General features: G+C 66.3%; 13 protein-coding genes. 9 read left to right on the top strand and 4 right to left on the bottom strand.

The genetic code is table 11. From position 1 onward, the window contains the following. The first annotated feature begins 113 nt into the window (after positions 1-113). Together ACXAGF_RS18550 and rlmN are read left to right on the top strand one after the other, a co-directional pair. Complete coding sequence (locus tag ACXAGF_RS18550) at positions 114-617, top strand: invasion associated locus B family protein (protein WP_475018847.1); 504 nt, start codon at positions 114-116, stop codon at positions 615-617. Positions 618-900: 283 nt separating this feature from the next. Further along, entirely contained in the window at positions 901-2,088 is a 1,188-nt protein-coding gene (gene rlmN / locus ACXAGF_RS18545; RefSeq protein ID WP_475019342.1) for a dual-specificity RNA methyltransferase RlmN, read from the top strand. Positions 2,089-2,104: 16 nt separating this feature from the next. Here rlmN and ACXAGF_RS18540 read toward each other — a convergent pair whose 3' ends face one another. Continuing rightward, positions 2,105-2,752, bottom strand: coding sequence for a LysE family translocator (locus tag ACXAGF_RS18540; protein WP_475018846.1), 648 nt, complete (start codon positions 2,750-2,752; stop codon positions 2,105-2,107). 175 nt (positions 2,753-2,927) lie between these two features. On the opposite strand from ACXAGF_RS18540, the gene ACXAGF_RS18535 reads away from it, so the two are divergent. After that, on the top strand, positions 2,928-4,151 hold the full coding sequence (locus ACXAGF_RS18535) for an argininosuccinate synthase (RefSeq protein WP_475018845.1): 1,224 nt from the start codon (positions 2,928-2,930) through the stop codon (positions 4,149-4,151). A gap of 138 nt (positions 4,152-4,289) precedes the next feature. Next, positions 4,290-4,931 (top strand): LysE family translocator, encoded by a 642-nt coding sequence (locus ACXAGF_RS18530; RefSeq protein ID WP_475018844.1) that lies wholly within the window; start codon positions 4,290-4,292, stop codon positions 4,929-4,931. Between the two features lie 6 nt (positions 4,932-4,937). Here ACXAGF_RS18530 and ACXAGF_RS18525 read toward each other — a convergent pair whose 3' ends face one another. Then, on the bottom strand, positions 4,938-6,335 hold the full coding sequence (locus ACXAGF_RS18525; RefSeq protein ID WP_475018843.1) for a sensor histidine kinase: 1,398 nt from the start codon (positions 6,333-6,335) through the stop codon (positions 4,938-4,940). Beyond that, complete coding sequence (locus ACXAGF_RS18520; RefSeq protein ID WP_475018842.1) at positions 6,332-7,006, bottom strand: response regulator transcription factor; 675 nt, start codon at positions 7,004-7,006, stop codon at positions 6,332-6,334. Before ACXAGF_RS18520 ends, ACXAGF_RS18525 begins: the two co-directional genes overlap by 4 nt. Positions 7,007-7,081: 75 nt before the next feature. On the opposite strand from ACXAGF_RS18520, the gene ACXAGF_RS18515 reads away from it, so the two are divergent. The 5 genes from ACXAGF_RS18515 to ACXAGF_RS18495 all read left to right on the top strand — a co-directional run bounded on the left by ACXAGF_RS18515 (position 7,082) and on the right by ACXAGF_RS18495 (position 11,666). Continuing rightward, positions 7,082-8,161, top strand: a complete 1,080-nt coding sequence (locus ACXAGF_RS18515; RefSeq protein ID WP_475018841.1) for an ABC transporter substrate-binding protein — start codon at positions 7,082-7,084, stop codon at positions 8,159-8,161. 229 nt (positions 8,162-8,390) lie between these two features. After that, positions 8,391-9,335, top strand: coding sequence for a Bug family tripartite tricarboxylate transporter substrate binding protein (locus ACXAGF_RS18510; RefSeq protein WP_475018840.1), 945 nt, complete (start codon positions 8,391-8,393; stop codon positions 9,333-9,335). After that, positions 9,332-9,823 carry a tripartite tricarboxylate transporter TctB family protein gene (locus ACXAGF_RS18505; RefSeq protein ID WP_475018839.1) on the top strand — a complete coding sequence of 164 codons (492 nt, stop codon included), beginning with the start codon at positions 9,332-9,334 and terminating at the stop codon, positions 9,821-9,823. Before ACXAGF_RS18510 ends, ACXAGF_RS18505 begins: the two co-directional genes overlap by 4 nt. A 15-nt stretch (positions 9,824-9,838) precedes the next feature. Then, positions 9,839-11,356: a tripartite tricarboxylate transporter permease gene (locus tag ACXAGF_RS18500; RefSeq protein ID WP_475018838.1), complete on the top strand. Its 1,518-nt coding sequence runs from the start codon at positions 9,839-9,841 to the stop codon at positions 11,354-11,356. Between the two features lie 148 nt (positions 11,357-11,504). Further along, on the top strand, positions 11,505-11,666 hold the full coding sequence (locus ACXAGF_RS18495; protein ID WP_475018837.1) for a hypothetical protein: 162 nt from the start codon (positions 11,505-11,507) through the stop codon (positions 11,664-11,666). A 94-nt stretch (positions 11,667-11,760) separates the two neighbouring features. On the opposite strand, the gene ACXAGF_RS18490 is transcribed toward ACXAGF_RS18495, so the two are convergent. Continuing rightward, positions 11,761-12,849 (bottom strand): DUF475 domain-containing protein, encoded by a 1,089-nt coding sequence (locus tag ACXAGF_RS18490; protein ID WP_475018836.1) that lies wholly within the window; start codon positions 12,847-12,849, stop codon positions 11,761-11,763. Between the last annotated feature and the right edge of the window lie 220 nt (positions 12,850-13,069).

The following is a 13,069-nucleotide window of genomic DNA, read 5'->3' as shown; positions in this document are numbered from 1 at the left end:
AGCGTCTGTTGACGATTTGGTAACCAGAATTAAGTCAAATTAAATCAAATCGTGACCATGCGTGCCGTCACGTCCGCGTCCGGGCGGGGCAGCAAGACAACCGGCAGGGAATCATGTTTGTAAAAAGACTCGCAACCGCACTCACCCTCGTTCTCGCAACGGCCGGCGTTGCCTCGGCACAGTCTCCGAGCCGGATCCAGCAGTTCAACGCCTGGGGTGCCTACTCCTACCAGTCGAGCGGCGGCAAGGTCTGCTACGTTCTGTCGGTTCCTAAGGAAAAGGCGCCGGCGGGCGTCGACCACGGCGACATCTTCTTCCTGGTGTCGCAGCGTCCGGGCCAGAACATCTCCTACGAACCGCAGGCGATGATGGGCTACCCGCTGAAGGAGAACTCCAAGGTCAACGTCACCATCGACGGCCGCACCTTCGTCATGTTCACCAAGGGCAATTCCGCCTGGGTCGAGAACGCCGCCGAGGAACCGGCGATGGTCGCCGCCATGAAATCAGGCCGGGACATGTCGGTCCAGGCGACCTCGCGCCGCGGCACGGGCACGTCCTACAACTATTCTCTGTCCGGCATATCGGCGGCATTGAAGCAGATCGAGTCCTGCCAGTAGGGCCCGGCGCAAGAGGCTATGGATCAGGCCGGTCGATCGACCGGCCTTTTTTGCATTCGGGTCCTGCGGCGGCTGCACGTGACTCTTCGGCGAGAGAATGCTAAAGGCGCGGCAAACAAGGAGCCGCGCGCTGGCGCAAGCGCCGCCGGGCTCCGAAGACTTCACATTCGAGAAGCGGCAGACCTGGCGGAGTTCGGACCGGCGGGCGACGGACCGTAACGGGATTGCACAGATGGCGACCTTGGACTTCCTGAACGGGGCGGAGCCTGCGGCCGCCAAACCCATGCGCAAGGCGATGCCGGCCGAGAAGCCCTCGCTGATCGGCCTTTCGCGCGCGCAGCTGGGCGAGGCCCTGGTCGACAAGGGCGTGCCGGAGCGGCAGGTGAAAATGCGCGTCAGCCAGCTCTGGCACTGGTTCTATGTGCGCGGCGTCTCCGATTTCGACCACATGCTGAACGTGTCGAAGGACATGCGCGAGATGCTGAAGCAGCATTTCACCATCGCCCGGCCGGAAATCGTCGAGGAACAGGTCTCTAACGACGGCACGCGCAAGTGGCTGCTGCGCTTCCCGCCGCGCGGCGCCGGCCGTCCGGTCGAGGTGGAGACCGTCTACATTCCGGAGGAGGGGCGGGGCACGCTCTGCATTTCCAGCCAGGTCGGCTGCACGCTCACCTGTTCCTTCTGTCACACTGGCACGCAGAAGCTGGTGCGCAACCTGACGGCCGAGGAGATCCTGGCGCAATTGCTGCTGGCGCGTGACCGGCTCGGCGACTTTCCCGACCGCGAGACGCCGGCCGGTGCGATCGTGCCGGGCGAGGGACGCAAGGTCTCCAACATCGTGATGATGGGGATGGGCGAGCCGCTCTACAATTTCGACAATGTCAAGCAGGCGCTGTTGATCGCCACCGACGGCGATGGCCTGTCGCTGTCCAAGCGCCGCGTGACGCTGTCGACCTCCGGCGTCGTGCCGGAAATCTACCGCACCGGCGAGGAGATCGGCGTGATGCTGGCGATCTCGCTGCACGCCGTGCGCGACGAACTGCGCGACATGCTGGTGCCGATCAACAAGAAGTATCCGCTGAAGGACCTGCTCGAGGCCTGCCGCGCCTATCCGAGCCTGTCGAACGCCCGCCGCATCACCTTCGAATACGTGATGTTGAAGGACGTCAACGACAGTCTCGAGGACGCCAAGCTGCTGGTGCAGCTCCTGAAGGGCATCCCGGCCAAGATCAACCTGATCCCGTTCAATCCCTGGCCGGGCACGAACTACCAGTGTTCGGACTGGGAGCAGATCGAAAAGTTCGCCGACTTCATCAACCAGGCGGGCTATGCCTCACCGATCCGCACCCCGCGCGGCCGCGACATCCTTGCCGCTTGCGGCCAGCTGAAGTCTGAGTCGGAGCGGATGCGCAAGGTCGACCGCATGGCCTACGAGGCGATGATGATCGCCGGTCACGGCGAGGACGACTGAGGCAGAGGCCAGCGCCTCAGCGCGCCTGCGTCATGATGATCTTGGCGGCAAAGACCGAGAACACCCCGGCGAAGGTGTAGTCGAGCCCGCGCAGCACCTTCTTGTTGGCACGCAGCCAGTTCGACAGCCTGTCGGCGGCGAGCACGACGATGGCGTTGACCGGCATGCCGATCGTGATGAACAGCAGCCCGAGCACGATCAGCTTGCCGGTGACGTTCGGGTCGCCGGCGGAGACGAACTGCGGCAGGAAGGTCATGAAGAAGATGATGACCTTCGGGTTCAAAAGATTGACCCAGAAGCCGGTCGAGACGTTTGCCAGCGCGGACGCCTTCGGCAGGGCAGCGGCGTCGGGGCTGCCGGAGAAGCTGGAGCCGACGCGGACGGCCTGGATCGCCAGCCAGAGCAGGTAGCCGGCGCCGCCGGTCTTCAGGATCGTGAAGGCCGTGGGCGAGGCGGTGATCAGCGCCGAGATGCCGAAAGCGACGAGCATGGTGTGCATGACGATGCCCATGCTGGTGCCCAGTACCACCCACAGCGCCGGTCCGCGCCCCTGCGACAGCGCCCGGCTGATCGACAGCGTCATGTCCGGGCCGGGGGTTGCGGCCAGAAGCAGGCTCGCGGCGGTGAAGGCGAGAAGTGTGGGCAACGACGGCAGGTATTCCATGGCGAGAGGTCCTGTTTTCCGGTTAGCGCCACTCGATACTCCGCTGCCCGCCGCTTGAAAAGTCAAATTGTCATGCACCGCCGCCGTGGCGCTTGTATCCTTGCTGTTTCTGGCTAAAAGTGCCGCGAACTCGTGCGGCCCGGCCGCTTTCCCGACACCAGACGGATGGACAACCATGGCATCTCCGAAGCAAGTCAAGAAGGTCGTTCTCGCCTATTCGGGCGGGCTCGACACGTCGATCATCCTGAAGTGGCTGCAGACCGAACTCGGGGCGGAGGTCGTCACCTTCACCGCCGACCTCGGCCAGGGCGAGGAACTGGAGCCGGCGCGCAAGAAGGCCGAGATGCTCGGCATCAAGGAGATCTTCATCGAGGACGTGCGCGAGGAATTCGTCCGCGACTTCGTCTTCCCGATGTTCCGTGCCAATGCCGTCTACGAGGGCGTCTACCTGCTCGGCACCTCGATCGCGCGTCCGCTGATTTCCAAGCACCTGATCGAGATCGCCCGCAAGACCGGCGCCGACGCGATCGCGCACGGCGCCACCGGCAAGGGCAACGACCAGGTCCGCTTCGAGCTGTCGGCCTATGCGCTGAACCCCGACATCAAGATCATCGCCCCGTGGCGCGACTGGTCGTTCAAGAGCCGCACGCAATTGCTCGAGTTCGCCGAGCAGCACCAGATCCCGGTCGCCAAGGACAAGAAGGGCGAGGCGCCGTTCTCGGTCGACGCCAACCTGCTGCACTCCTCCTCGGAGGGCAAGGTTCTGGAGGATCCGGCGGTCGAGGCGCCGGAATACGTGCACATGCGCACGATCTCCCCGGAAACCGCGCCGGACAAGCCGACCACCATCACCGTCGGCTTCGAGCGCGGCGATGCGGTGTCGGTCAACGGCGTGCGCATGTCGCCCGCGACCCTGTTGTCGACGCTCAACACCTACGGCCGCGACAATGGCATCGGTCGCCTCGATCTCGTCGAGAACCGCTTTGTCGGCATGAAGTCGCGCGGCGTCTACGAGACCCCCGGCGGCACGATCCTGCTCGCCGCCCACCGAGCCATCGAGAGCATCACGCTCGACCGCGGCGCCGCCCATCTCAAGGACGAGCTGATGCCGCGCTATGCCGAGCTGATCTATTACGGCTTCTGGTTCTCGCCGGAGCGCGAGATGCTGCAGGCGGCGATCGACAAGAGCCAGGAGCATGTCGAGGGCGAAGTGACGCTCAAGCTCTACAAGGGCAATGTCATGGTCGTCGGCCGCAAGAGCGACAAGTCGCTCTATTCCGACAAGCTGGTCACCTTCGAGGACGACCAGGGCGCCTACGACCAGAAGGATGCTGCCGGCTTCATCAAGCTGAACGCGCTGCGCCTGCGCACGCTCGCCGCCCGCGACCGTCGCGGCTGAACCGCCTCGCATCATCAGCCATGAGCCCGCCGGAACGGTTCCGGTGGGCTTTTTCCTGCCTGGCAGCGCGCCGCCACCCGACTTGACGAATGCGCGATTGCGCGTTCGGATGGCGCTTCGATTGCGCGAGGTTCCCCTATGACCGGTTCGATGTTGCTCGGCGCGTTTCTGGCGGCGCTCTTCTACGTTCTCATTCCAGGGCCGGCGTTCCTGGCACTGCTCGGCATCGGCGCGGGCCAGGGGCGCAGGGCGGGCGCCCTGTTCATGGGCGGCCATCTGGCGGGCGACCTCGTCTGGTCGACGTTGGCGCTGGTCGCCATTGTCGGCGCCAAGACGGTCGGCACGCTCGTTTTCGACGTGCTCGGGTTGCTGTGCGGCGGCTACCTAGCCTGGATCGGCTGGACTGCGCTTCGCGCCCGGCCACGCGGAGCCGATCAGCCGCTGCTTGCGGTCGAACGTCCGTTGCGGCGCGGCCTGATCTTCGGGCTCACCAATCCCAAGGGCTACCCGGTCGCGCTCGCCACCTTCACCGCGCTTCTGGCGGGCTCTTCGAACGCGCTCGATTTCGCGGCGCTGCCGATGCTGCTTGCCGTCTCATTGCTCGGCTTCTTGATCGCCGACCTGATCCTGATCGCGGTCATCGGTGCCTCGTTCGTGCGCCGCTTCTATCGCCGGCACGAACTCGCGATCGTACGCATGTCTGGGCTGCTGTTCCTGGGCTTCGCGGTTCAGGCGGTCTGGCATGCGGCGCCCGGCCTTGCGACCTGGCGCCGGGCCTGAACCGCGTCAGGCCGAGCCGGTCGTCCGCGGGAAGCGGATGACGGCGCGCAGTCCCCTGCCGCCCGTGCCGTCTTCGAGGCTGAGCGCCGCGCCGAACAGGCCGGCGATGTCTTCGACGATCGGCAGTCCCAGGCCCATGCCCGGGGCGCTGCCGTGCCCGCCGCGGGCGAAGCGTTGCCGCACGTCGGCGCGCCGGTTGCTTGGTATGCCCGGGCCGTTGTCCTCGACGACGAGCCGGATCGCGCCGCCCTCGCGGCGGACGGCGACGGTAACCTCGGCGCCCGATCCCGCATAGGCGATGGCGTTTTCGATCAGGTTGCGCAGCATCTCGCCGAAGAGCAGCCGTTCGGCGCGCACGAGGGCCGGGCCGTCGCCCTCGTAGCCGAGATCGATCCCGGCCTGCGCCGCGACCGGAACGTAATCGGCCGTCATCGCCTGGGCGAGGGCGGCGATGTCGATCTCGGCTGCCGGGTGCGGCTCGGCCGACCCGGCCGCGTCGATTTTCGCCATCAACAGCAGTTGCGCCAGAATGCGCTCGGCATGGGCGACCGCGTCGTCGCCCCTGCGCGCGGCCTGCTGTGCCGCCGCGAGCGAGCCCGCCCGCCCGGCCAGTGCCAGCTGGGTCCGGATGATGGCGAGCGGCGTGCGCAACTGGTGGCTGGCATTGCCGGAGAAATGGCGCAGCGAGTTCAGCGCCGACTGCAGCCGAACCATGAAAGAATTGACGGTGTCGACAAGACCCTGCACCTCGCTCGGCACGGCCTGGTCGATCGGGTGCAGGTCGCTGGGGTTTCGCTCGGCGATCGCCTCGCTCAGCCGGTAGAGCGGCCGCAGCGCCACCGTCACGGCAATCCAGACGATCGTGGCGGCGCCGGCAATCATCAGCCCGAGACGGAAGGCGGAGCGCAGCAGGATCGCCTGCGCCAGCTGGCGCCGCGCGATGGTCGTCTCCGCCACCGTGACCACGAACGGGACCGAATTGACGCCGGTCGAGGCGGAGCGCCGCAGCACGGCGAGCCGGATGGGCTCGCCGCGGAAGGTGGCGTCGGCATAGGCAGTCGGCTGGCCGCTCGTGCCGCTGATCGTCGGCAGGGCCTGGTAGCCGGTGATGAACCGGCCCGGTGGCCCCTCGACGCGGTAGAACACGCGATCCTGGGCGGCGGAGGTCAGCATCTCGAGTGCGACATAGGGAATGTCGACCTCAAGCGCGCCGTTCTCGTTGACGACCACCCGTTCGGCAATCGCAAGGGCGGAGCCGGCGAGCACGCGGTCGGACACGGCATCCGCCGTCTTGACCGCCTCGCGGTAGGTGTCGATCAGGGCCAGGATGCCGAACACGGCGGTCGCGACGAGCAGCCACACAAGCAATTGGCGGCGGACCGAGGAAGCCGGGTGGCGGGTCAAGCGGGCGCCGCCTTGTCGAGGTAGTAGCCGATGCCGCGGGCGGTTCGCACGGTCAGCCCATGCGGAGCGATCCGCTTCCGCAAGCGGCTGACATACTGCTCGATCGCGTTGGCGCTGAGGTCGTCGTCAAAGGCGGCGAGCGACTGCATGATCGCCTCCTTGGACACCACCTTGCCGGCGCGCATGAACAGGATTTCGAGCAGCCCGAGCTCGCGCGCCGGGATGTCGAGCGGCGCACCGTTGGCGGAGAAGGTGCGGGAGGTCAGGTCGAGTTCGACGCCGCCGAAGCTCATGGCGGAGGAGCGCAGTCCTGCCTGGCGCCGCAGCAGCATGCGCACCCGCGCCTCGAACTCGGATATGTCGAAGGGCTTGCTCATGTAGTCGTCGGCGCCGAGGTCGAGCCCCTTGACCTTGTCCTCCGCCGCCCCGCGCGCCGTCAGGATCAGCACGGCGGCCCGGTTCTGCCGCGCCCGCATTGCCCGCAGCACCTCAAGACCGTCCATTTCGGGCAGGGTCAGGTCGAGGACCACCAAGTCGAAGGCCTCCGCCGATATCGCGGCGTCGGCCGAGGCGCCATCGCTGACCGCATCGACCGCATGCCCGGTGCCGCGCAGGATCGCGCAAAGGCCGTCCGACAGGGCCTGGTTGTCTTCGACGAGAAGTATGCGCACGTTCGTCCTCCCAGACAAGCTTAGCCGGCGCCCGGCCGCTTGTGAACGGCTTCCGTGTAGGGCAAATTCGCCTGCATGTGCATTCCTCTTTTCTGCCTGTGTCTGCTTGCTGCTTCCTTGTCGGCGGTGCCGCCGGCCGGAGCCGCCGAGACCTTTTATCCGGCGCCGGACGGGCGTGGGAACGCCAGGGTGCTTGTCGTCTATTCCTCGCTCGACGAACCGCTGGCGCGGCCGATGATCAAGGGCTTCCAGCAGGCCAATCCGGACGTGGCGGTACGCTACGACGAGATGCTGACCGGAGAGGTCTACGACCGCGTCATCCGCGAGACTGATGCCGGCGAGAAAACGGCCGACTTCGCCTTTTCCTCGGCCATGGACCTGCAGGTGAAGCTCAGCAACGACGGCTACGCGCAACGCAGCGACCTGCCGATGAGCGACCGCTGGCCGCGCTGGGCCAACTGGCGCAACACCGCCTATGCGCTGACCTTCGAGCCGGCTGTCTTCGTCTATCACAAGCCAAGCTTCGCCGACGAGAAACCGCCGGCCTCGCGGGCCGAGTTCCTGGCCTACCTCGAGCGCCACGGCGACGGCATCTATGGCCGGATCGGCACCTACGACATCGAGCGCTCCGGCGTCGGCTTCCTGTTCATGGCCCGCGATCAGGAGCAGTTCGGCGATATCTGGACCCTGATCCGGGCGATGGGGGCGGCGGGCGTGAAGCTTTACTCGACGAGCTCGGCGATCCTCGAGCGCGTCGCCGACGGACGGTTCGCCATCGGCTACAACATTCTCGGGTCCTATGCGGCGGACTGGGCGGCGAAACACCCGGACCTCGGCCTCGTGCTGCCGAAGGACTATACCGTCGTGATGTCTCGCATCGGCCTGGTGCCGCAGGCCGCGGCCTCGCCCGAGCTCGGACGGCGCTACCTGTCGTTCTTCATGTCGCAGGAGGGGCAGACGATCATGGCCCGCGAGCTCCACATCGCCGCCGTTTCGCCGGAGGTGGCGGGCGACAACACCGCAACCACCTTGCAGCAGCTGCTCGGCGCGCAACTGAAGCCGGTGCCGGTCAGCCCCGGGCTGATGGTCTATCTCGACCAGGTCAAGCGCGCGCGGCTGATCGCGCGCTGGAACGAAGTGCTGAGGGCGCAATAGCCGTCGCCAGGATCATTGTGGCGGCAATGTGCTATCATGTCAGTTGGATGTCAGGTTTCTGTGATGCTCTGGGGGTCTCAATCGTCCGTGGAGGCGGGCATTGGGGTGATGTGGGAGGAGACGATCAGGTGAGCGCGCCACAGGCGTCGGCTTCGCCAAGGCCTCTTCTCCCGCAAGAATCGTGCAACGACGCGCTGCCGAAGAAGCCGCGCCTGACGGAGGATCCGCCTTGAAACAGTTTTTCCTTGCTTCCATTCTCGCCGGCGCGATGGCGCTGCCGGCCCTGGCTGCCGACTACAAGATCATCGCGCCGGCCAATCCCGGCGGCGGCTGGGACCAGACGGCCCGCACGCTGCAGTCCGTGATGCAGTCCGAAGGCATTTCCGGCAACGTCCAGGTCGTCAACGTCCCGGGTGCCGGCGGCACCATCGGCCTTGCCCAGTTTGCGAGCCAGGACAAGGGCAACCCCGGCAGCCTGATCGTCGGCGGCTACGTGATGGTGGGCGCGATCCTGACCAACAAGGCGCCGGTCACGCTCAAGGACGTCACCCCGATCGCACGCCTCACCGGCGAGTACGAGGCGATCGTCGTGCCGGCCTCCTCGCCGTTCCAGACCTTTGGCGACCTCGTCGAGGCGCTGAAGAAGGATCCCGGCGCGGTTTCCTGGGCCGGCGGCTCGGCCGGCGGCACCGATCACATCACGGTCGGGCTGATCGCCAAGGCGGCTGGCGTCGATCCGAAGAAGATCAACTATATCGCCTACTCGGGCGGCGGCGAGGCACTGGCGGCGATCCTCGGCGCACAGGTCAGCGCCGGCATTTCCGGCTATGGCGAGTTCGAATCCCAGATCAAGTCCGGCACGCTGCGCCTGCTTGCCATGTCCAGCGACGAGCGGATCGAGGGCATCGACGCCCCGACGATCAAGGAGAACGGGCTCGACGTGGTGGTGCAGAACTGGCGCATGATCGCTGCCGCACCGGGCCTGAGCGAGGAGCAGAAGGCCGCGGTGACCGCCGACATCGAAAAGGTCGCGCAGTCGGCAGCCTGGCAGGAACAGCTGAAGACCAAGGGCTGGCAGGACACCTACCTTGCCGGCGGTGCCTTCGACGAGCAGCTGACGAAGGACATCGCCTCGACCGAGAGCATCCTCAAGGAAATCGGGCTGGTCGAATGACGGACGGGACCGAACCCGCAAAGGCAACGCGTCGCCCCGATGGGGCGGCGCTCGCCATCGCGGTCGTGCTGGCCGCCATCGCCGCCCTGATCTTCTGGGACGTATCGCGTCTCGCCGGCACCGCGGGCTATTCGCAGGTCGGGCCGACATCGGTGCCCTATGCCATCGCCTGCTGTCTGATCGGGCTTGCGCTCTGGACGGCGATCGAGGCTTGGCGCGGCGATTTCCCCGAACGCGCGCCGCAGAAGGTCGGCCCGGTCGTCTGGATCGTCGGCGGGCTTGCGGCGCAGATGCTGCTCTTGAACGTCGCCGGTTTCTCGGTCGCCACCGGTCTTCTCTTCGCCCTGACCGCCGCCGGATTCGGCAGGCGCAAGCTCTGGGCGACGATCCCCGTCGGAATTGTCTTCGCCTTCGCCGTCTGGGTGGTCTTTGCCAAGCTGCTGCAGCTCTCGCTGCCTGCCGGGCCGCTCGAGCGCCTGTTGTTCTAAAGGGGGCGGCAAACCATGAACACGTTCGAATTCCTTATGCAGGGCCTGCTGGTCGCGGCCCAGCCGATCAACCTGCTCTACGCGCTGATCGGCGTGACGCTCGGAACCGCCGTCGGCGTGCTGCCGGGCATCGGCCCCGCGCTCACGGTGGCGCTGCTTCTGCCGGTCACCTACAAGCTCGACCCGGCCGGCTCGCTGATCATGTTCGCCGGCATCTATTACGGCGGCATGTACGGCGGTTCGACCACGTCGATCCTGCTCAACACCCCAGGCGAAAGCGCGTCGATCGTCACGGCGCTCGAGGGCAACAAGATGGCGCGCGCCGGCCGGGGCGGGCCGGCGCTCGCGACGGCGGCCATCGGTTCGTTCGTGGCGGGCCTGATCGCCACGCTTGCGCTCGCCTTTGTCGCTCCCTTCATCGTCAAGGTTGCGCTGGTCTTCGGACCGCGCGAGTACTTCGCGCTGATGGTGCTGGCCTTCGTCACCGTCTCGTCGGCTTTCGGCGATTCCACGCTGCGCGGGCTGACGTCGCTGTTCGTCGGGCTGACGCTCGCGATCGTCGGCATCGACCAGCTCACCGGCCAGACCCGTCTGTCCTTCGGCGTCCCCGACCTGCTCGACGGCATCGAGGTGACGACGCTCGCGGTTGCGATGTTCGCCATCGGCGAATCGCTCTTCATCGCCGCCCAGGGCGACAAGGGGCCGGACACGGTGGAGGCGGTGAAGGGATCTGTCTGGATGAACGCCGCCGACTGGGCGCGGTCGTGGAAGCCCTGGCTCCGGGGGACGGCGATCGGCTTTCCGATCGGCGCCATGCCGGCCGGCGGCGCGGAAATAGGCACCTTCCTGTCCTATGCGGCCGAAAAGCGCCTGAGCACGCATCCCGAGGAGTTCGGCAACGGCGCCATCGAGGGGGTCGCCGGACCGGAGGCCGCCAACAATGCCTCGGCCGCCGGCACGCTTGTACCGCTTCTGACGCTCGGACTGCCGACAACGGCGACGGCGGCGATCATGCTGGCCGGCTTCCAGCAGTACGGGCTGCAACCCGGCCCGCTGCTGTTCGCGACCAATCCGCAGCTCGTCTGGGGCCTGATCGCCAGCCTGCTGATTGCCAACCTGATGCTGCTGGTGCTGAACCTGCCGATGATCGGCCTGTGGGTGAAGCTGCTGACCATCCCCAAGCCGTGGCTCTATGCGGGCATCCTTCTGTTCGCCACGCTCGGCACGATCGGCGCCAACCCGTCGGTGTTCGAGCTCGGCATGCTGCTCGCGTTCGGCCTGCTCGGTTACGCCATGCGCGTGTTCGGCTATCCGATCGCGCCGGTGGTGGTCGGCCTGATCCTGGGGCCGCTGGCCGAACAGCAACTGCGCCGGGCGCTGTCGATCAGCCAGGGCGACCTGACGACGCTGGTGGCTTCGCCGGTGTCGGTCGCGTTGTTGCTGATCGCCGCGGCGGCGTTGATCATCCCGCTCATCCTGCGCGCCCGCGGACGCGGCCAGATGCTCTCGCAACTCGCCGCCAACGAGGACTGAGCGCGGCTTGTACCGGGCCGGAACCTGCAGCCCGCGCAGCAATGCGCGGGCTGCGTCATTTGCATGGCAGCCCTGCCGTTGCCTTCCTTGTCCTGAGGCCACGCCGGCATCATCTTTGTTCCCGTAACGAGAAGAAGAGAGCAAGACGATGAGCCAGATCCGCAACGCAATCCGCCACGGCTTTTTGGGCCGCGCCTTCGCGGTGCTGGGCGCCGCGAGTGCGGCCGCCGCCGCAGTCGAAGGCGGCCGCCGCCCGAAAGATCGCGACCTTAAGGTCCTCGGCATCGACCCGGCGTCGTTCCCGAACTAGGCCGCCGCAGTTTTAGGAATGAAGAAGGGCCCGCCGACCGATGGTCGGCGGGCCCTTTCGCTTGGGCGGCGCGTCCGCGCCGCCGCCTTCGATGTCAGACGTGCTCGACCACCCGTGCGCCGTGCTCTTCTTCCTGTTCTCGGCGGTTGTAGCGGATCGACGACCAGAGCGAGATGCCGATCAGGCCGGCGCCGCCGAGGCCGGTAAGCACTTCGGGGATGTGCACCAGCGTCTGGCAATACATGATCACCGACAGGATCAGGATGGCGTAGAAGGCGCCGTGCTCGAGGTAGCGATATTCGGCGAGCGTGCCCTTGTCGACCAGCATGATCGTCATCGAGCGCACGTACATGGCACCGATGCCGAGGCCGATGGCGATGATGAAGAGGTTCTGGGTCAGCGCGAAGGCGCCGATCACGCCGTCGAACGAGAAGCTGGCGTCCAGCACCTCCAGGTACAGGAAGGCACCGAGCCCGCCCTTCGCGGCGGCGCTCATGGTCTGCTGCGACGCGTCGAGAAGGCCGCCGATCACCTCGACCGCGAGGAAGGTCAGGAGCCCGTAGATCGCCGAATAGACGAAGGTGTCGGCGTTTTCGCCCTCGAGCAGATTGGAGAACAGCAGCACCAGGATCAGCACGAAGGCAATCTCGATGCCCTTGATGGTGGCGTAGCGCGCCATGTACTTCTCGATGACGCCGATCCAGTGCACGTCCTTCTCGTGGTCGAAGAAGTAGGTCAGCCCGACCATCATCAGGAACGTGCCACCAAAGGCGGCGATCGGCAGATGCGCCTCATTCATGATGCGCGCATATTCCTGCGGCTGCTTGGCCGCCAGGATGATCGCCTCGATCGGGCCGATATTGGCGGCGATCACGACGATCAGGAGCGGGAACACGATGCGCATGCCGAAAACGGCGATGACGATGCCCCAGGTCAGGAACCGGTGCTGCCAGACCGGCGTCATGTCCTTGAGCTTGTTGGCGTTGACGATGGCGTTGTCGAAGGACAGCGAAATCTCCAGCACCGCAAGAACGGTGCAGATGAAGAAGACGGTGGCCATCCCCCCGAGCGTGCCGGTCGACTGCCAGCCAAGCCAGGCGCCGAGGAGAAGCCCGAGGGCGGTGAAGGCGAACGCCCACTTGAAGTAGCCGAGGGCGCTTTGCGGTTGGGTATAGGATTTCATGCCCGCACCTCGCTTTCGCGCGCGGTCATGACGTCTTGGAAACGGATCAGGGAATCGCGCGTGCCGGAACGGGCATGCGCAAAAGGCATGGTCAGGATTTTCATGGTTCTTGAATCCGCCGGCTCAATTGCTGGCGGTACCGACATCACGAGAGCGCCGTAAAACTCTCGCCAGAGGGGCCCGGCACCAAAGTTCTCGCTGCGACGGGATGACCGGGATC

It is taken from the genome of Mycoplana sp. ABR4_002, assembly GCF_056159645.1.
The sequence above is the reverse complement of the archived record's forward strand: the minus strand, read 5'-3'. Positions and strand labels throughout refer to the sequence as shown.

What these genes read in the sequence shown, in the direction of transcription:
- ACXAGF_RS18540 (WP_475018846.1), bottom strand. Translation starts at nt 2,752, where the DNA reads ATGGAATACCTGCCGTCGTTGCCCACACTTCTCGCCTTCACCGCCGCG.
- ACXAGF_RS18515 (WP_475018841.1), top strand. Translation starts at nt 7,082, where the DNA reads ATGTGCATTCCTCTTTTCTGCCTGTGTCTGCTTGCTGCTTCCTTGTCG.
- ACXAGF_RS18530 (WP_475018844.1), top strand. Translation starts at nt 4,290, where the DNA reads ATGACCGGTTCGATGTTGCTCGGCGCGTTTCTGGCGGCGCTCTTCTAC.
- ACXAGF_RS18490 (WP_475018836.1), bottom strand. Translation starts at nt 12,849, where the DNA reads ATGAAATCCTATACCCAACCGCAAAGCGCCCTCGGCTACTTCAAGTGG.
- rlmN (WP_475019342.1), top strand. Translation starts at nt 901, where the DNA reads ATGCGCAAGGCGATGCCGGCCGAGAAGCCCTCGCTGATCGGCCTTTCG.
- ACXAGF_RS18535 (WP_475018845.1), top strand. Translation starts at nt 2,928, where the DNA reads ATGGCATCTCCGAAGCAAGTCAAGAAGGTCGTTCTCGCCTATTCGGGC.
- ACXAGF_RS18500 (WP_475018838.1), top strand. Translation starts at nt 9,839, where the DNA reads ATGAACACGTTCGAATTCCTTATGCAGGGCCTGCTGGTCGCGGCCCAG.
- ACXAGF_RS18495 (WP_475018837.1), top strand. Translation starts at nt 11,505, where the DNA reads ATGAGCCAGATCCGCAACGCAATCCGCCACGGCTTTTTGGGCCGCGCC.
- ACXAGF_RS18550 (WP_475018847.1), top strand. Translation starts at nt 114, where the DNA reads ATGTTTGTAAAAAGACTCGCAACCGCACTCACCCTCGTTCTCGCAACG.
- ACXAGF_RS18505 (WP_475018839.1), top strand. Translation starts at nt 9,332, where the DNA reads ATGACGGACGGGACCGAACCCGCAAAGGCAACGCGTCGCCCCGATGGG.